This window comes from Micromonospora cathayae (assembly GCF_028993575.1).
GTDB classification, from domain to species: domain Bacteria; phylum Actinomycetota; class Actinomycetes; order Mycobacteriales; family Micromonosporaceae; genus Micromonospora; species Micromonospora cathayae.
In genome coordinates, this window is record NZ_CP118615.1 from 5192369 (window position 1) to 5209339 (window position 16971).

17 protein-coding genes and 1 pseudogene are annotated in these 16971 nt (G+C 74.1%); 7 read left to right on the forward strand and 11 right to left on the reverse strand.

Annotation, left to right across the window (positions count from 1 at the left end; translation table 11 throughout):
- Positions 1-16: 16 nt before the first annotated feature.
- From PVK37_RS23270 to PVK37_RS23295, 6 genes are read right to left on the reverse strand one after another with little or no spacing between them, the layout of a single operon-like run.
- The gene (locus PVK37_RS23270) at positions 17-895 is read right to left on the reverse strand and encodes a dihydrodipicolinate synthase family protein (protein WP_275029840.1); all 879 of its coding nucleotides are present in this window, start codon (positions 893-895) and stop codon (positions 17-19) included.
- 20 nt (positions 896-915) lie between these two features.
- A complete protein-coding gene (locus PVK37_RS23275; protein ID WP_275029842.1) occupies positions 916-1920 on the reverse strand; it encodes an exo-alpha-sialidase in 1005 nt (334 codons plus the stop codon).
- Complete coding sequence (locus PVK37_RS23280) at positions 1920-3458, reverse strand: tripartite tricarboxylate transporter permease (RefSeq protein ID WP_275029844.1); 1539 nt, start codon at positions 3456-3458, stop codon at positions 1920-1922. The genes PVK37_RS23275 and PVK37_RS23280 overlap by 1 nt, the downstream gene beginning before the upstream one ends.
- Positions 3455-3949, reverse strand: coding sequence for a tripartite tricarboxylate transporter TctB family protein (locus PVK37_RS23285; protein ID WP_275029846.1), 495 nt, complete (start codon positions 3947-3949; stop codon positions 3455-3457). Before PVK37_RS23285 ends, PVK37_RS23280 begins: the two co-directional genes overlap by 4 nt.
- Positions 3946-4911: a tripartite tricarboxylate transporter substrate binding protein gene (locus PVK37_RS23290; protein ID WP_275029847.1), complete on the reverse strand. Its 966-nt coding sequence runs from the start codon at positions 4909-4911 to the stop codon at positions 3946-3948. Before PVK37_RS23290 ends, PVK37_RS23285 begins: the two co-directional genes overlap by 4 nt.
- A complete protein-coding gene (locus tag PVK37_RS23295; RefSeq protein WP_275029849.1) occupies positions 4908-5591 on the reverse strand; it encodes a GntR family transcriptional regulator in 684 nt (227 codons plus the stop codon). The genes PVK37_RS23290 and PVK37_RS23295 overlap by 4 nt, the downstream gene beginning before the upstream one ends.
- A gap of 280 nt (positions 5592-5871) precedes the next feature.
- Between PVK37_RS23295 and PVK37_RS23300 the strand changes: the two genes are divergently transcribed.
- From PVK37_RS23300 to PVK37_RS23310, 3 genes are read left to right on the forward strand one after another with little or no spacing between them, the layout of a single operon-like run.
- On the forward strand, positions 5872-6606 hold the full coding sequence (locus PVK37_RS23300) for a tryptophan 2,3-dioxygenase family protein (protein WP_275029851.1): 735 nt from the start codon (positions 5872-5874) through the stop codon (positions 6604-6606).
- The gene (locus PVK37_RS23305; protein ID WP_275029852.1) at positions 6603-7727 is read left to right on the forward strand and encodes an aminotransferase class V-fold PLP-dependent enzyme; all 1125 of its coding nucleotides are present in this window, start codon (positions 6603-6605) and stop codon (positions 7725-7727) included. The genes PVK37_RS23300 and PVK37_RS23305 overlap by 4 nt, the downstream gene beginning before the upstream one ends.
- Positions 7727-8758 carry a methyltransferase gene (locus PVK37_RS23310; protein ID WP_275029854.1) on the forward strand — a complete coding sequence of 344 codons (1032 nt, stop codon included), beginning with the start codon at positions 7727-7729 and terminating at the stop codon, positions 8756-8758. Before PVK37_RS23305 ends, PVK37_RS23310 begins: the two co-directional genes overlap by 1 nt.
- On the opposite strand, the gene PVK37_RS23315 is transcribed toward PVK37_RS23310, so the two are convergent.
- Positions 8733-9302, reverse strand: coding sequence for a hypothetical protein (locus tag PVK37_RS23315; RefSeq protein ID WP_275029855.1), 570 nt, complete (start codon positions 9300-9302; stop codon positions 8733-8735). The two genes, PVK37_RS23310 and PVK37_RS23315, sit on opposite strands and share 26 nt — an antisense overlap.
- Positions 9303-9373: 71 nt before the next feature.
- Between PVK37_RS23315 and PVK37_RS23320 the strand changes: the two genes are divergently transcribed.
- From PVK37_RS23320 to PVK37_RS23335, 4 genes and pseudogenes are all read left to right on the forward strand, one after another.
- Complete coding sequence (locus tag PVK37_RS23320; protein WP_275029856.1) at positions 9374-9982, forward strand: TetR/AcrR family transcriptional regulator; 609 nt, start codon at positions 9374-9376, stop codon at positions 9980-9982.
- A gap of 56 nt (positions 9983-10038) precedes the next feature.
- Positions 10039-10527 (forward strand): hypothetical protein, encoded by a 489-nt coding sequence (locus tag PVK37_RS23325; protein WP_275029858.1) that lies wholly within the window; start codon positions 10039-10041, stop codon positions 10525-10527.
- A gap of 72 nt (positions 10528-10599) precedes the next feature.
- Positions 10600-11838, forward strand: a pseudogene (locus PVK37_RS23330) (MFS transporter); the annotation flags it as partial.
- A 112-nt stretch (positions 11839-11950) separates the two neighbouring features.
- The gene (locus tag PVK37_RS23335) at positions 11951-12361 is read left to right on the forward strand and encodes a DUF4259 domain-containing protein (protein WP_275029859.1); all 411 of its coding nucleotides are present in this window, start codon (positions 11951-11953) and stop codon (positions 12359-12361) included.
- A 54-nt stretch (positions 12362-12415) separates the two neighbouring features.
- Here the strand turns inward: PVK37_RS23335 and PVK37_RS23340 are convergent, their stop codons facing one another.
- From PVK37_RS23340 to PVK37_RS23355, 4 genes are all read right to left on the reverse strand, one after another.
- On the reverse strand, positions 12416-13123 hold the full coding sequence (locus PVK37_RS23340; protein WP_275029860.1) for a class F sortase: 708 nt from the start codon (positions 13121-13123) through the stop codon (positions 12416-12418).
- Between the two features lie 14 nt (positions 13124-13137).
- Positions 13138-13923 carry a hypothetical protein gene (locus tag PVK37_RS23345; protein ID WP_275029862.1) on the reverse strand — a complete coding sequence of 262 codons (786 nt, stop codon included), beginning with the start codon at positions 13921-13923 and terminating at the stop codon, positions 13138-13140.
- Positions 13924-14030: 107 nt separating this feature from the next.
- The gene (locus tag PVK37_RS23350) at positions 14031-15980 is read right to left on the reverse strand and encodes a serine/threonine-protein kinase (protein ID WP_275029863.1); all 1950 of its coding nucleotides are present in this window, start codon (positions 15978-15980) and stop codon (positions 14031-14033) included.
- Between the two features lie 87 nt (positions 15981-16067).
- A complete protein-coding gene (locus PVK37_RS23355) occupies positions 16068-16946 on the reverse strand; it encodes a S1 family peptidase (protein ID WP_275029864.1) in 879 nt (292 codons plus the stop codon).
- Positions 16947-16971 lie beyond the last annotated feature (25 nt).

Here is a 16971-nt window from a genome sequence, read left to right on the forward strand (position 1 = left end):
ATGGGCTCCACTGTGCTCAGATGAGGTCGGCGACGTCCGCGGCGAGCGCGTGACGGTCCTCGGGCGAGATCGGGTCGAGCGGGGCACGCAGGCCGCCGGCGGGGACGCCGCGCAGGTCCAGCACCGCCTTGAGGTGGGCCAGGTTGCCCTGCCGGGTGGCGTCGACGGCCCGCCGGGCCCGCTCGCGGGCCACCGCGAGGGCGTCCGCGTCGCCGGCACGCAGCGCGTCGCGGACCTCGAGGAACGGCTTCGGCAGCACCGAACTGACCCCGGAGACGACTCCGGCCCCGCCGACGGCGACCACCTCGGCGAACTCGGCGTCCGCGCCGGAGTAGACCGGCAGGCCGGTGCCGGCGAGCGCGGCCACGTGCGCGCCGACGGTGGCGGTGGGCTCCCCGCTGACCTTGACCCCGGCCAGGCCGGTGGCGGCCAGTCGGGCGAGCAGGTCCGGGGAGACCGGCACGGTGGTCCGGGCGGCGAAGAGGTACCCGTACACCGGCACGCCGGCCGCCGCCGCGACCACGGCCTGGTAGTAGCCGAGCAGGGCGGACCCGGTCGCCGGGAAGTAGTACGGGGTGAGCACGGCCAGCCGCCGCGCGCCCCGGTCCACGGCGCTCGCGGTGAGCCGGGCGGCCTGGTAGGCGGAGGCCGCGCCGACGTGCCAGTAGGTCCGCTCCGGGCCGAACACGTCGGCGGCGACCGCGCAGACCGCGAGCCGTTCCTCGTCGTCGAGGGTGGTGAACTCCCCGGTGGTGCCGGCCACGAAGACCCCGTCCAGGTCGGTCTCGGCCAGCGGCGTGTACGCGGCCCGGGTCGCGCCGAGGTCGACCGCGCCGTGGGCGTCGAACAGGGTGGGCAGTGCGCTGATCAGGTTGCTGGCGGGGTACGCCGTCATTCGGGTTCAGCTCCGGGGGGTCAGGGGTGGAGCAGGGCGAGCACGATGCCGCGCCGCTGCCAGGTGTACGTGACCGCGAGCCCGTGGGGGGCGCGGATCAGACAGGGGTAGGAGAACTCGTTGGCGCCGGTGGTGCGGACCCCCGAGTCAGCCGGCCGGTAGCTTTCGCGGCCGGCGTCCCCGGTGGACTCCTCCAGGGTCAGCCAGGGCCGCCAGGTGGCACCGTCGTCGGTCGACGACGACACCACCAGCGGGGCGCGCGAGGCCCAGTCGCCGACGGTGGGGTTGTGGGCCAGGTACACCGTCCGGTCGTCGGCGCAGACGGCCACCCCGGAGTTGTTGTTCGGCACCGCGCCGAGCACGCCCGGCGTCCAGGTCTCGCCGTCGTCGGTGCTGCTGGCGGTGACCAGCCGGCCGGCGGTGCTGCGGGCCAGCAGCCGGACCGTACCGTCGCGGTTCTGCCAGAGGGCGGGTTGGATGACGCCGGCACCGGGGAAGGTGTCGTGGTCGATCGCCAGGTCGGGGGTGCGTCGCCAGGTGAGGCCGTCGTCGTCGCTGAGGTCGACGAACGCGTCCCAGCGGGGCCGGTCGCCCCAGGTCTCGGTGGACGCCCCGGCGAGCAGCCGCCCGGAGCGCAGCCGCAGCGGCGGGGTGCGGACCGGTCCGCGTCCGCCCCCGTCGTCGGGGACCAGGAGGCGGGGCGGCGACCAGGTCCGGCCGGCGTCGGCGGAGCGGGCCAGGTACGTCCGCCAGGCCGAGATGGTGGTACCGACCTTGAAGTACAGCAGCAGGTCACCGTCGGTCCGCCGGTGCAGCACCGGGTTCCAGCAGGGGGCCAGGTCGGCGCTGACCACGGTCGGGGTGGACCAGTCGTCGCCGGTGCCGACGCTGAGCTGGATCCGGGAGTTGGCGGCACCCTCGTGGTCACCGGCGAACCAGGCGACCACGAAGGTGTCGTCCACCGCGGCGACGGTGCTGCCGTGGCACTGGCCGGGCACGTCCCGTACGACGAAGTGCTTGCGCATCAACCGCTCACCCCGGTGGGGGTCCGGTCGTCGGCCGGGACGGGGGCCTCGGGGTCCCCCGGCGGCTGCCGGCGGGCCTTGAGCCGGGCGCGGACCCGGGGCACCGCCACGGCGAGCACCGCCAGGACGATCAGACCGACCGCGATCGGGCTGGTGTAGATGGTCTCCAGGCCGCCCAGTTCCATCGAGCGGCGGAAGTTCCGTTCGGCCAGCGGGCCGAGGATCAGCCCGAGCACGACCGGCCCGGCCGGGAAACCGAACCGGCGGAACAGCAGGCCGATCACCCCGAACAGCACCATCAGGCCGACGTCGAAGACGCTGTTGTTGACCGCGTACGTGCCGACGATGCAGAAGGTCAGGATGACCACCCAGAGGAACCGGTTGGGCAGTTCCAGCAGCTTGGCGACGCCCCGCATGCGCAGCAGGCTGAGCCCGAGGGTCAGCACGGTGGCGAAGAGCATGATGCCGGCGATCGAGTAGACCAGGTCGGGCTGCTGGGAGAAGAGGGTCGGGCCGGGCTGGATACCCCAGATGATCATGGAGCCGAGCATCACCGCCATCACCGAGTCACCCGGCACGCCGAGGGCGAGGGTGGTGAGCACCGAGCCGCCCACCCCGGCGTTGGACGACGAGTCGGCCGCGGTGAGCCCCTCCAGGGAGCCCTTGCCGAACCGCTCGGGGTGCTTGGAGACCTTCTTCGCCTGGTTCCAGGCGACGATGCCGCCGATGTCGCCACCGGCGGCGGGCAGCACGCCGACCACGGTGCCGACCCCCGACCCGACCGCGACCGGCTTGACCATGCCGCGCAGCTCGGAGCGGTTGGGCCACCAGCGGCCGAAGGTCTGGATCGCCCGGTCCTTGGCGTGGCCGCGTTCGAGCATCTGACCGAAGATCTCGGCGATGCCGAACAGGCCGATGATCACCGCGATGAACGGGATGCCCTCGACCAGTTGCGGGATGCCGAAGGTGAACCGGTCGGAGCCGTCCAGCGGGTCCCGGCCGATGGTGCCGAGGGCCAGGCCGAACAGGCCGGCGATCAGACCCTTGACGATCCGTCCGCCGGACACCTCGATCATCATCGTCAACCCGAACAGCACCAGGGCGAACATCTCCGGCGAGCCGAACTCGACCGCCAGGTTGCTCAGCGGTACGGCGGCGAACATCAGCACCGCGATGCCGACGAATCCGCCGATCGCCGACGCGTACGCCGAGGCGGTCAGCGCGATGCCCGCCTTGCCCTGCCGGGCCAACGCGTACCCGTCGAAGGTGGTGGCGATGGAGGCCGGCGTGCCCGGTGTGTTGATCAGGATCGCCGGCACCCGGTCACCGAACTGGGCCGCGATCAGGATGGTCAGCAGCACGGCCAGGCCGGGGATCGGGTCCATGGTCAGGGTGAAGGCGCTGGCCAGGGCGACCGCCATGGTGGCGCTGATGCCGGGGAACGCCCCGACGAGCATGCCGATGGCGGCGCCGATCAGCACACAGAAGGCGATCTCGAGAGTGAAGAGGGCACCGAAGCCCTCGACCGCCGCGTTCATACCGGCACCTTCAACAGGAGCGCGAAGAGGACGTAGAGCACCGCCGTGACGCCGGCCGGGAAGAGCACCAGGTCCTTGACCCCCCGGCCGCCCGCGATCCAGGTCAGCGCCGCGATGAAGACCGTCGCGGAGACCAGGAAGTGGACGTAGTACCAGAGCACGCCGAAGGCGGCGGTGGCCAGCACGAAGCCGGCGACCCGCAGGATCCCGATCCGGGTGGCCGGCTCGGTCTCGTCGTCGGTGTCGTCCCGGGCGGGACGGACGACGCTGCCGACGATCTGCAGCACCGACAGGCCGATGATCCCGTAGGCCAGCATCTCCGGCCAGATCCGTGGACTGACCGCCATGACCCGCTGCGGCAACTCGATCGAGCGGGCCAACACGAGGAGAACGACGCCCACCAGCAGGAAGACTCCGCCCAGTGCCGCCTCGCGCAGGGGCGAGGCGGCACTGCGGTCACCCGCGTCGGGAGCCGGGTGGGTGGTGGTCACTGGTAGATCTCACCGAACCGGTCGTACTCGGACTGCGCGAAGCTGGTCGCCTCGTCCGGCGACGTGGCCAGCGGGGTGTTGCCGGCCTTGGTCATCACGTCCTTGAAGGTGGTCGACTCGGCCGCCTTCTTGACCGCGGCGGCCAGCTTGTCCTTGACCTCGGCGGGCAGCCCGGCGGGCGCGCCGATCAGGCCCCAGCCACCGATGACGATGTCCAGGCCGAGTTCCTTGGCGGTGGGGGTGTCCGGCAGCGAGGTGACCCGCTCCGGGGCGAGCACCGCGAGAACCCGGAGCCGGCCGTCCTTGGCGGCGGTGGAGGACTCGCTGACGCCGGCCATCACGGCCTGCACCTCGCCGGAGACGCCGGCGGCCACGGCCGGCGCGCCACCGTCGTACGGGACGGGCTTGAAGGTCGCGCCGGCCGCCTCGCCGAGGGCGAGGGTGGCGGCCTCCCAGATCGCGCCCGCGCCGGAGTTGGCGACGGTGATGCTGCCCGGCTTGGCCTTGGCGGCGGCGATGAACTCGTCGAACGTCTTGTACGGGCTGTTCGCCGGCACCGACAGGGTGGCCGGGGCGTTCATCACCTGACCGAGGACGGTGTACTGGTCGGGCTTGATGTCCGCGCCCTGGTGGCCGAGCATCGCCACCTCGACCGGGATGAAGCCGATCGAGTACCCGTCGGCGGGGCGCTCCTTGAGGTAGGTCAGGCCGACCCGGCCGCCGCCACCGGTGCGGTTCTCCACGACGATGGACTGGCCGAGGTCGGCCTCCATCTCCTTGGCGAGGGTACGGGCGGTCAGGTCGGACCCGCCGCCCGCGCCCGCGTGCACCACGAGGGTCAGGCTCTTGTCGGGGAAGCTGGCGGAGGATGCCTCCTCCGTGCCGCCGCGGTTGGCGCAGGCGCTGACGGCGAGGGTGCCGACCAGAGCCAGGGTGGTGATCTTGAACAAACGTGGGGTCATTGGTCCGCTCTCCGCTGGGACGGGGGTGAAGGAACCGCGGCCTGCAGCCGCGAACAGGTCTTCTGCAGGTGTCGGTGCAACTCGGTCTTGACCTCGGCGACCCTGCCGGCGGCGATGAGCGCCGCGAGGTCGTGGTGTTCCCTCGCCGAGGGGGCGAGGTCGTCCATCCGCTTGCCGGAGGCGTGCAGCAGGCCCTCGATGGTCGGACGGAACTGGTTCCAGAGGACGCCGAGCCGGGTCAGCCGGGCGGCCTCGAAGAACGAGCTGTGGAACCGGATGTCGGCGGTGGTGAAGGCGGTGGCGTCCCGGTCGGCGACGGCCGCGTCCATGTCGACCAGGGCCGCCGCCAGTTCCCGGGCGAGCTCGTCCCGGCTGGTGGCGATGGCCCGCTCGACCGCGAGCAGCTCGAAGGACTCCCGCAACGCCATCAGCTCGTCGATGTCCGCCTCGCTGAGCGCGCAGGTCACCACGTTGCGGCCGGTGCCGGTGACCAGCCCCTCGGCTCGGAGGATCTTGATGGCGTCGCGGACCGGGCCCCGGCTTACCCGGAACGACTCCGCCAGCTCCTCCTCGACCAGCCGGGTGCCGGCGGGAACGTCGCCCACGATGATGCGGCGACGCAGCTCGCCCGCGAGCTTCTCCCCCAGTGACTCCACCCGGATGGGCCTGACGTTCAACACCGGTAACCTCCTGGAAACTGTTAACAGTTAACACCGCGCTACCTGCACGGTCAACGGTTGACGAAGTCTGAGTTTCGCCGTCCCACCGCCCGTCCGCGGGTCCGCCACGCCGGTCCCCCGGGACGCCGACGACGAACGACCGCCCGGTGGACGAAACACCACGAAGGCCCCCGGCCGCCCGCCGGGCACCATCGATCGTCGGCGGTCACTGGATAATGGCCGCGCGACGATCCACGGGCCGACAGGGTCGGGCTGCACCGACACCGAGAGGGATGAGGCTGTGAAGCGGGACTACGCACCCGTGCTCCCCGGCCAGGGGGGTACGGACTACGCGCGCTACATGCGTACCGACACGTTGCTCGACCTGCAACGGCGGCCGGAGGAGATGATCCACCGCGACGAGCTGCTCTTCCAGGTGGTGCACCAGTCCGCCGAACTGTGGCTGAAGCTGGCCGCGGCGGAGCTGACCGAGGCGACCGCCCGGGTGGAGGCCGACGCGCCGGGCGAGGCCGAACTGCTGCTCACCCGGGCGGTGCTCAGCGTCCGGTTCGTCACCGACCAGTTGGACATGTTCCGGTACCTCTCCCCCGCCGACTTCCAGGCGATGCAGCCCGCGCTCGGCAACGGTTCGGGCGCCGAGTCGCCGGGCTGGAAGCAGGCCCAGGCGGCCAGCCGGAAACTGGGCCAGGCATTCGGGGACCTGCTGGCCCGGCGGCGGCTCGACCTGACCACGCTCTACTGCGGCAGCCCCGCCGACCCGGTGCACCGGCTGGCCGAGGCGATGCTCGACTGGGACGAACGGGTCTCGCTCTGGCGGGCCCGGCACTACCGGATCGCCCTGCGGATCGGCAGCCACCCGGTGGCCGGCACCCGGGGCAGCGCGGCGACCACCCTGGCGAAGCTCGCCGACCACCGGTTCTACCCGGAGCTGTGGCAGGCCCGCGCCGACCACGCGACCGGCCGCACCACCGACGGCGACGCCGCCCGACCGTCCGGTCCGGACGGTACGCGGTGACCGACCCGGCGGCGATCCGCGACCGGTTCCCCGTCCTGTCCACCTGCGTCTATCTCAACAGCAACTCCACCGGCGCGGTGCCCCGCGACGCCGAGCACGTGCTGACCCGGTACTGGGAGACGCTACGGACCTGGCGCGACGACGTCTGGGGTGGCTGGCACGAGGGTCTCGACCGGTACGCCGACGGGGTCGCCGCGTTCATCGGCGCGCCGGCCGGCAGCGTGGTCACCGACGCGAACCTGAGCACCCTGCTGGCCCGGGTCCTGTCCTGTTTCGACTACCGTGGCCCCCGCAACCGGATCGTCACCACCGACCTGGAGTTCCCGACCGTACCGTTCATCGGGAACGCGTTCCGCCGGTACGGCGCACGACTCGACGTGGTCGGCACCGGCGGTCCGGCCTTCGACGAGGACGCGCTCGTCGACCGGATCGACGAACGGACGGTGCTGGTCTGCGTCCCGCACGCCAGCTTCTCCTCCGGCGCGACCATCGACCTGGCCCGGCTGGTGCGCCGGGCGCACGAGGTGGGTGCCCTGGTCGTGGTGGACGCCTTCCAGAGCGTCGGGATCATGCCGGTCGACGTCACCGCGCTCGGCGTCGACTTCCTGTTGGGCGGCTCGCACAAGTGGCTGTGCGGGGTCGGGACGGCCTTCCTGTACGTACGCCCGGACCTGCTGCCCCGGCTGGAACCGGCGGCGACCGGCTGGCAGGCCGGCGACGTGGCGCTGACCTTCCGGCCGTCGGAGCGGTTCGCCGACGGCGCGCAGCGGTTCGCTGGCGGGACGCCGTACCCGCTGACCTCGCTGGTCTCGCAGGTCGGCCTGGACCTGCTGGCCGGGGTCGGCATCGAGACGATCCGCGCGCACTCGCTGCGCTGCACCCAGCGGGTCATCGACCGCGCCGGGGCGATGGGCCTGACGGTGGTCAGCGGGGCAGACCCCGGGCGGCGCGGCGGCGTGGTGTGCCTGGACGTCCCCGACGGCGAGACGGTCAAGCGGCGGCTGGCCGCCCGCGACCTGATCTGCAGTTGGCGTGGCTACCTGCGGATCGGCCCGCACATCTACAACACCCTCGACGAGATCGACGAGTTCATGGACGCACTCGACCAGGAGATCCGCTGATGACCACCACCCCCGCGCTGTCCCCCCGGGCGATGATGAGCCTGCTGGTCAACGCCAGCAAGGCGATGGACGTGCTGGAGACCGCGCTCGACCTGGGCCTGCTCGACGCGCTGGAGCCCGGACCGGTCGTGCTCGGTGAGCTGGCCGACCGGTTCGACGTCCGGCCGCTGCGGCTCTACAAGTTCCTGGACTGCCTGGAGAGCCTCGGTTTCGTCGAGCGGAAGGAGACCGGCGACGACATCACCGGGGCCAGCTACCGGGCCGTACCGGGGCTGCGGGCCGCCGTGCTGGCGGTGGTCGGGCCGGGCTCGATCGAACGCGACCGGGACCGGTACCCGTGGCGGCGGCTGCACGGCCGGCTGGCCGAGAGCCTGCGCGGCGAGGTCGGGATGACCGACGACGACTTCGCCTGGCCGCCGAAGACCGACGAGCAGACCGCCGCGTTCGAGCGGAGCATGGCCGTCGGGCTGGGCCCGGTCCTCGAGGTGTTCGGCCAGCACGCCGGGCGACTGTGGACCGGCCGGCAACGGTTCCTCGACGTCGGTGGCGGCGACGGTACGCTGGCCGCCCGGGTGCTCGCCGACGCCCCGCAGCTGCGGGCCGACGTGTACAACCTGCCGGCGGTCGCGCCGCTGGTGGAGCAGACCCGCGCCGGGTGTGTCGACCCCGGGCGGCTCGGCTTCGTCGGGGGCGACTTCTTCGCCGAGCCGCTGCCGACCGGGTACGACACGATCGCGTTCGTCCGGGTGCTGCACGACTGGCCGAACGAGGTCTCCCGGATGCTGGTGGAGAAGGCGTACGCGGCGCTGCCACCGGGCGGGCAGCTGCTGATCTGCGAGGAGTTCCGTACCCCGGACCGGCTGGCGATGCAGTTCTTCTGGTCGTACTTCCTGATCGGGGTGGACACCTGCGTCAGCCGACTGCGGGAGGTGTCGTACTACACCGGGCTGCTGACCGGGATCGGCTTCGAGCGGATCGAGGTGCTGCCCGGCGGCTGGGAGCTGGTCACCGCCCGGAAGCCGGCGGGCTGACCGCGCCGCGCGGCGCCCGCTTGGGGAAGATCGTGTAGGCCAGTGGCCCGAGCAGCAGCCAGCCTGCCATGACCACGCTGAGCCGACCGATCCAGGCTTCGAGTTCCCGGGTCCGGTCGGGGTCGCCCACCAGGGCGATCCCGCCGACCAGCACGGCCACGGCGACGGCCCAGCCGAGCAGGCCCTTGCCCCATTCCCGCCACTCGTGCCGGGCCCGGGCCATGCCGTAGCGGGGTGGCCGGCTCGGCGGCGGGCCGCCGGCGAACCGGTGGGCGAAGCGTTCGTCGGCCCACCGGATCAGGCTGTGCCCGAAGGCCACCGAGAATCCGAGGTACCCGGCGGCGAGCCCGTGGGCGAACGTGGCCGTGCCGCCGCGGCGCAGGTCCAGCAGGGTGGCGGCGAGCAGCACCAGGTCGACCAGGGGCACCGCCAGCAGCAGGGCGGCGCCCGCCCGGGGGCGGCGCAGCGGGTAGCGGGCGACCAGCCCGGCCGCCAGCAGCACCCAGAAGGCCACTTCACAGGCGATGATCAGTCCGACGAGCATGGGCACCTCTTTTTTAGTACGCTGTGCGATAACCGTAGCAGGGGAACACACCCACCCGTCCGGAGGCACCGGTGCCCAAGATCGTCGACCACGGGGCCCGGCGCGCCGAGCTGGCCGAGGCCATGTGGCGGGCGGTCTACCGCGACGGTGCCGCCGCGGCCACCGTACGCAGCATCGCGGCGGAAGCGGGGTGGTCGCCGGGCGCCCTGCGGCACTACTTCGCCACCCAGACCGACCTGCTGGTCTTCGCGATGGAACACGTGATGACCAAGGCCACCGAGCGGTTCCGCGCCGAGGACTGGTCCGGCCCGCCCCGCCAGGTCGTCCAGCGGATGCTGGAGCAGCTCCTCCCGCTGGACCGGCAACGCGTCCGGGAGGCGGAGGTGTGGCTGCTGCTGGCCGCGCGTACCCAGGAGGACCCGGCGGCCCGCGCCCGCCTGGCGCAGGCCAACGAGGGCATCCGGAGCGCCGCCGGGCTCGCCGTGCACACCCTCACCGGGGCCGGGCTGGTCGCCGTCGACCGGGATCCCGACCTGGAGGCGGCCCGGCTGCACGCCCTGCTGGACGGGCTCGCCCTGCACGCCCTGCTGCACCCGGACCTGATGCCGCCCGACCGGGTCCGGGCCGTCCTCGGCGACCACCTGGACAGCCTCCGCCAGCCGCACCGTCCCGGCCGGTGACCGGCCCCGGCCGGGGCCGCGACCTGCCCGGCGGTCTGTCAACGTACTGTTGACACATGTGGGCCGAGATCACCGGACTGACCGAGGTACGAGCGGCGCGCGCCCGCCTCGACGAGCGTGAGCTGGAGCTGATCGACCGGGCCCGGCACGGCGGCGCGACCTGGGGCCAGGTGGCCGAGGCGCTCGGCCTGAGCAGCCGGCAGGCCGCCGAGCAGCGCCGGCAACGGCTCGCCTCGGCCCGCCGGGCCCGCACCCGGGCGGCCGACCACACCTGGTCGCCCCGGATCGTCGCGCTGCGGGCGGCAGTCGCCGACCTGCACCGGTGGATCGCCGCCGACCGGCGCTGGGCCGGGCGGTTCCCCCGGGCGGAGCTGGTCCGGGACACCGTCACGATCGCCCTGGACGCCCCGGCCGGAGCGTTGTACGCGCTCGCCGCGCACCTGGCCGCCGACCTGGTCGAGGTCGACCCGGCACGGCTCCCCGCACCGGTACGGGCCGCCGCCACCGCCCTCCGGGGGCACACTGTCAACGCAACGTTGACGTGATCAGCCGGCGTTGCGTGAGGTCGACTCAGGACCCCAGGATGAGTCGATCAGACTCAACTCCTGGGGGCGTGAATGCCGCGCAACGCCGTGCTGTTCGTGGTGATCTCGGTGCTGTCCGGCTTCGGCGGCAGCGCGATGAACCTGGTCGCCGGGATCTGGACCCTCGACCTCACCGGCTCCAGCGGGCTGGCCGCGCTCACCGGGCTCTGCGTCTACGGGCCGGTCCTCGCCGGGCCATGGCTGGGCGGCCTGGTCGACCGGCTGCCCCGACGGGCCCTCGTGGTGTCGGTCAACCTGGTGCTGGCCGGCGCGCTGCTCAGCCTCCTCGCGGTACGCGGCCCCGGGCAGACCTGGCTCGTCCTCCTGGTCTCCGGCTGCTACGGGATCAGCTACGTGGTCGTCGACGCGGGCGAGACGGCGCTGCTGCCCGCCGCGCTCTCCCCCGCCGCGCTCGCCGACGTGAACGGCTGGCGGTCCAGCGCGCAGGAGGGCATGAAACTGGTGGCCCCGCTGGCCGGCGCGGCGCTGTACGCGGCGCAGGGCGGCCACGCGGTCGCCGTCCTCGCTGCCGCCATGCCGCTCCTGGTCGCCGGCCTGTACCTGGCGGTACGGCTGACCCGTACCCCACCGGCGTCGGACCCGGCCCGGCCCGCCGCGCCGGGACCGGACCGGGACGTCCGGGCCGGCTTCGGGCTCCTGGCGGGCACGCCGACGATCCGTACCACGGTGCTGTTGGCGGCCGTGGCGATCGCCGCCTCCGGCTTCACGGCGGCGGCCCTCTACACGGTGGTCACCACCGGACTGGGCCTACCGGCGGCGTTCCTCGGGGTGCTGGCCAGCGCCCAGGGGGCCGGGTCGATCGCCGGTGGACTGGTGGTCGGGCGACTCACCCGACGACTCGGCCCGGTCCGGGTCGGCGTGGCGGGCACCGTCCTCTTCGCGGCCGGTTGTCTGGCCCGTTGCCTGCCCTGGTCGCCCGCAGTGGTCGCGGCCTCGGTGGTGGCCGGGATCGGCCTGCCCTGGGCGCTGGTGGCCGCGGTGACCGCCGTCCAGACGCACACCCCGGCGGCGGTGCTGGGACGGACCGCCGCGACGCCAACACCGTCATGTTCGGACCCATCGTCGCGGCCATCCCGCTGGGTTCCGCTGCCGTCGGGCTCGGTGGCCGGCCGGTGCTGGTCGCCGCCGCCGCGATCTGCCTGGCCGGCGTGGTGGTGGCGACCCGCCGTCCCACCAGGACCTGACCGGGGCGGGGCGGCCGGCAGCGCAGGTCGGGCCCGAGACGGCCGGCAGCGCGGGTCAGGCCGCAGACGGCCGGCAGCGCGGGTCGGGCCGGGAACCGCCGGCAGCGCGGGGTCGGAAACGTCGGTCCCGCCGGCTAGCATCCGGCCGACCGACACGATGAACGGAAGCGGACGAGCACATGGGCACCTGGGGCGCGGGACCGTACGACAACGACACTGCCGCGGACTTCTGCGGTCTCCTCAACGACGCGGAGCCGGCCCGGCGGGCGGAGCTGGTCCGGGCCGCGCTGCACACGGCGGCCACCACCGACGGGTATCTCGACTCGTACTTCGCGGACCGGGCGATCGCGGCGGCGGCGATCGTCGCGGCCCAGCGCACCGGTGTCCCACCGCAGTCGGCGTACGCGCCGGACTTCCTGGTCGCGGGCGGCTCGGTCGACCTGCCGGCCGATGTCGGGCCGCTGGCGGTGGCCGCCCTCGACCGGGTCGTCGGGGCCGACTCGGAGTGGCGGGAGCTGTGGTCCGAGGCCGCCGACCCGGGTGAGGCGTCACGGACCGTCGCCGAACTGCGGGCCGTCCTCGCCGCCTGACGCCCCGGCCGGGCCCGGGTCGCCTCTCCCGGCTGGTCGCCCGGCCCGGCCGGATCAGCCCTCCCGGGCGTGGGCCAGCCGGGCGTAGACGATCACGTTGTCCCGGTAGCTCCGCCGGGCCGCGTCGAAGTCACCGCCGCAGGTGATCAGCCGTAGCGCCGCGTGGTCGGTGGGTCCGTAGACGGCCGCGCTGGGAAAGTCGTCCTTGGGATGCCGCTCGATCCGGGTGACGGCGAAGACCGCGGTGCTGCCGTCGGCGCGGGCGACGTCGACGACGGCCCCGGGCGTCAGGTCGGCCAGGTCGTGGAAGCTGCCCGGACGCCCCTTCCAGTCGACGTGCGCGGCCAGGACCGCCGGGCCGAGCGCGCCCGGGGCGGGCGCCCTGGTGTACCAGCCGATGTCGGTGCCGTTCTGGGGCACCTGCATGGCACCGTCGGCTCCGAGCCCCAGTGGGACGGTCGCCGCGTCGACCCGCAGGGCGGGGATCGACACCCGTACCGGCGGTGACGACGCCATCAGCGGGCCGCTGGTGAGCTCACCCGGCCGGCCGTCCGGGGCTGCCGCGGCCCCGGGGGCGGTGCCGGCCGCCCCGGCGGTGGGTGCGGTCGCCGGTGGGCGGGCCGCCGGCCGCTGGCTGGGTCGCCGGACAGCGGCCACGCCGAAGACGACGACGGCGGTCAGGGTCAGTGCGGCGACCGCCGCCACGAGCCGGTCACGCCCCCGGCGGCGGCGCGCCGGAGTGGAAGGTCCACCGGTGGCCATCGGGTCGCTCCCGCTCAGGACTGCCGGGCCGGGCGACGGCGCAGGGCCACCGCGCCGGCGGCCCCGGCGAGGGTGAGGGCGCTGACGGCGTACCAGACGGGGCCGGGGTCCCGGGTGCTGCCGTCGCCGGTCGCCACCCCGCCGGCCGGTACCGAGCCGGCGGCGGCACCGCTGACCATGCCGCAGGTGGCCGGGTCGGTGGCCTCGGCGGGAATGCCGTCGACGCCGACGGACCTGGCGAAGGTCGACTCGCCGAGCCCCGCCAGGTCGTACTTTCCGTTGCCGTTGGCGTCGATGCCGTGCTGGACGATGTGCAGGTCCTTGAGGTGCGCGATGGTGCCGGCCGGCAGGTCGGCGGCCGGGATGGTGCGCTCGTAGGTCAGGTTGCCCCGGGCGTCGGCGCTGGGCATCCGGTCCACGGCCAGGCCGCTGGCCTTGGTGGTGTCTCCGCTGGTGGTCAACGAGATGAAGATGTCGCCGTACATCGGCAGGCCCTCCTCGGTGCTGACGTAGCCGTTGCCGTTGCTGTCGGCGGACCTGTCCGGGCAGTGGAAGTCGGTGCCGTTGGTCGCGCCGTGCAGGTGCTGGGCGTGTGGGGAGTTCGGCGTCATCCCGGTCGAGGTGATCGTCACCGTCAGGTCGCCCGTGCCGGTGGCGGTGAGCGTGGCGGTGCCGGTGGCGCCGGTGCCGTTGAGGTCCAGCAGCCGCACCTGCACGCTCTCGTCGGCCGAGGCGACGCCCGGGAAGGCGAGCACGAGTGCCGCCGTGGGCAGGGTGAGCAGGGTTCGGGACAGTCGCATGGGGTTTCTCCGTCTCGCTGGTCCGACCGGGTGGCCGGGAGGTCTGTGCACTGGGGATCCGGTGCCGCCGGCACACCGGCGCGGCGTCGCTTCACCCGGTCCGGGGGTCATCCGGCCGGACGGAAGCTGGCCGACACCAGGCGGTAGAAGGCGGTGTCGGTGGACCACTCGACGTCGGAGGCGACCCAGGTCAGCTCGTAGCCGCCGGAGCGTCCCCGGTTGGCGAGGGTGCGGAGCGCGTGCTGTCGTTCGCCGTCCGGGGGGTCCCAGGTGTACTCCCACTCGGCCGCGCCCCCGGAACGGATCAGCGGACCGATGCTGATCTTCCGGTAGCCGGGCAGCGCGCCGACGTCGACGAGCCGCTCCGCCTCGTCCGTCCAGTGCCGGACCGGGTCGGGCACCGGTTCCCGACCCACCTCGACGGCGAGCACCCGGTCCAGACGGGGATCCCGGAGACACACCACCTCGCCGTCGCGGAACCGCAGCCACTCGCCCGGCAGCCCGACGGTGAACCCGGTCGCGTCGGCGTGCCACAGCCACCCCCGGGGCAGGGCGTACGGGCCGTCCGGGGCGGCGGTGACGGCTTCCGCCGGCCGCTCCGCGTCGGGTCCCGGCGGGGCGAGACACGGCGCGGCGGGCGGCGGCGGGGTCACGGTCGGGGCCGGCGGCCGGGTCGGGACAGGGGCCGGGGCCGGGGCGGCTCCGCTCGCGGTGGCACCGCCCCCGGTGCCGCCGGCCGCGTTCCGGAGGCCACCGAGGGTGGCGCGGACGCCGAAGGTCGTCGCGGCGGCGACCGCGCCGAGGGCCAGGACGGCGGCGGCGAAAGTCAGGGCGGTACGCCGGGCCGGTCGGTCCCCGGTCGACGCGTCGGACGACCGGCCGGCCAGCATCTCCCGGATGGCCGTCCGGGCCGGTGCCGAGGTCACGTCGTCGGCCGGTGCCGGGGCGGGGCCGCCGGCAGCCCGCTGGGCGTAACCACCGCGACCACCGAGCGGCTGTGTCGCCTGGGTCAGGTCGCCGAGCGGCTCCGTCACCTGTCCCAGGTCGGCGGGTGGCTCCGTCGCCGCGGCCGGGTCGGCGAGCGGCTGCGTCACCTGGCTGAGGTCGCCGAGCGGCTGTGTCGCCTCGGCCGGGCCGGGTAGCGCCCGGGTGACGCCGTCGGGTCCGGGGACCGGGCGGGTCGCGTCGTCGGCTCCGTCGGGTCCGGTGGCGGGGTCGGGGACCGGTCGGGACCGGGCGGCGGTCGGACCGGCGATCTTCCGCAGCGATCGGGCGGCCTCGTCGGCGGTGGTTCGCCGGCGGGTGTCCCGGTGCAGCAGGGCGGCGATGACCGGCGCGAGCGGCCCGGCCCGACGCATCGGATCCGGTGGTTCGGTGGCGAGCGCCAGCAACGTCGCCACCGTGCCCGGCCGGGTGTACGGCGGACGGCCCTCGACCGCGGCGTAGAGCGTGGCGCCGAGCGCCCACAGGTCCGTCGCGGGCGTCGACTCGCCGTGCCGGACCCGTTCCGGCGCGACGTACTGGGGGGAAGCGGTGATACCCCACGACTGGCTCATCGCCGCCACGCCCTCGATCGACGCGACGCCGAAGTCACCGAGCAGGGCCCGGCCGTCGGCGGTGATGAGCACGTTGCGCGGGGTGACGTCGCGGTGCAGCACGCCGGCCCGGTGCGCGGCGCGCAGCGCCTCGACGATCTCCAGGCCGATCCGGGCCACCGTCGGCGGGTCCAGCGGCCCGTCGTCGGTGACCACCCGGTGCAACGAGCGGGACGGCACGTACTGCATGACGATCCACGGCCGTCCCTGCGCGGTCACCACGTCGTAGACGGGGACCACGTTCGGGTGGTCGAACCGGGCGGCGGCCTGGGCCTCGCGCAGCGTCCGCCGACCCTGTCGGCCGGCCTCGGCCCCGGTCGGGTCGGCCTGGAGCGCGACCTCCTTGACCGCCACATCGCGTTCGAGCAGGTCGTCCCGGGCCAGCCAGACCCGGCCCATGCCGCCCTGACCGATACACCGGACCAGCCGGTACCGCCCGACCCGCCTTGGTTCTTCCGTCACGTGGGTGATTCGGGGCGGACCGGCTGGTGGATGGGTGTGGCTCTCCACTTTTCCGCCCGGACGCGCTGGCGCGTCCGGGCGGAGCGGTCACGGCAGGGTCAGGCCGTACGCGGCCAGGATCTCACCGATCGGCTGGTAGTAGGTGGTGCCGCCGGAGGTGCAGTTGCCGCTGCCGCCGGAGAGGACGCCCAGGATCCGCCCGGTGGCCGGGTCGTAGAGCGGTCCGCCGCTGTCGCCCGGTTCGGCGCAGATGTTGGTACGGATCAGCCCGCTCACCGAGCCCTCGGCGTAGTTGACCGTCGCGTTGAGGGCGGTGACGCTGCCGCAGCGGACACCGGTGGTGGAGCCGCTACGGCAGACCCGCTGGCCGACGTAGGCGTTGCCGGCCCCGGTGGCGGTGATCGTGCCGGGGTAGGTGTAGATCGCGCTGGGGTGCGGGATCGCGGTGTTGGTGTACCGGACCACGCCGTAGTCGTTGCCCGGGAAGCTGCTGCCGGCCCGGCTGCCGAGCAGGGTGCCCTGGGCGCTGTCGGCGTACCACGAGGTGCCGACGGCGGTGCAGTGTCCGGCGGTGACGAAGTAGGCGGTGGTGCCCTGCCGGACGTTCGCGCCGAGGGAGCAGCGGCCGCCGCCCCCGGCGTAGATGGCCTGGCCGGCGGCGATGAGGGTGGTCAGCCGGCCCGGTTCGTGGCGGAGCACCGCGCCGGCCCGGGCGGCGGTGGCGCGCAGGGCGGGCAGGGCGCTGGCCCCGACCGTGTCGTCGACGGTGAGGGTGGTCCGGCCGGTGGTCGGTTCGACCACCCAGGCCGTGCCGGGGGTGCGGACCTCGGCGAGCACCGCCGCCGCCCGATCGGCGGCGACAGCTGCGGGGCCGGGTCCGGGGTCGGCGGAGCTGGCCCGGGCGGCCGGCGACAGGGCGACGAGCAGGGCTGCCGCCACGGTGGCGACGAGCGGGGAACGACGCACGCGAACCTCCAATTATCGACGAGTA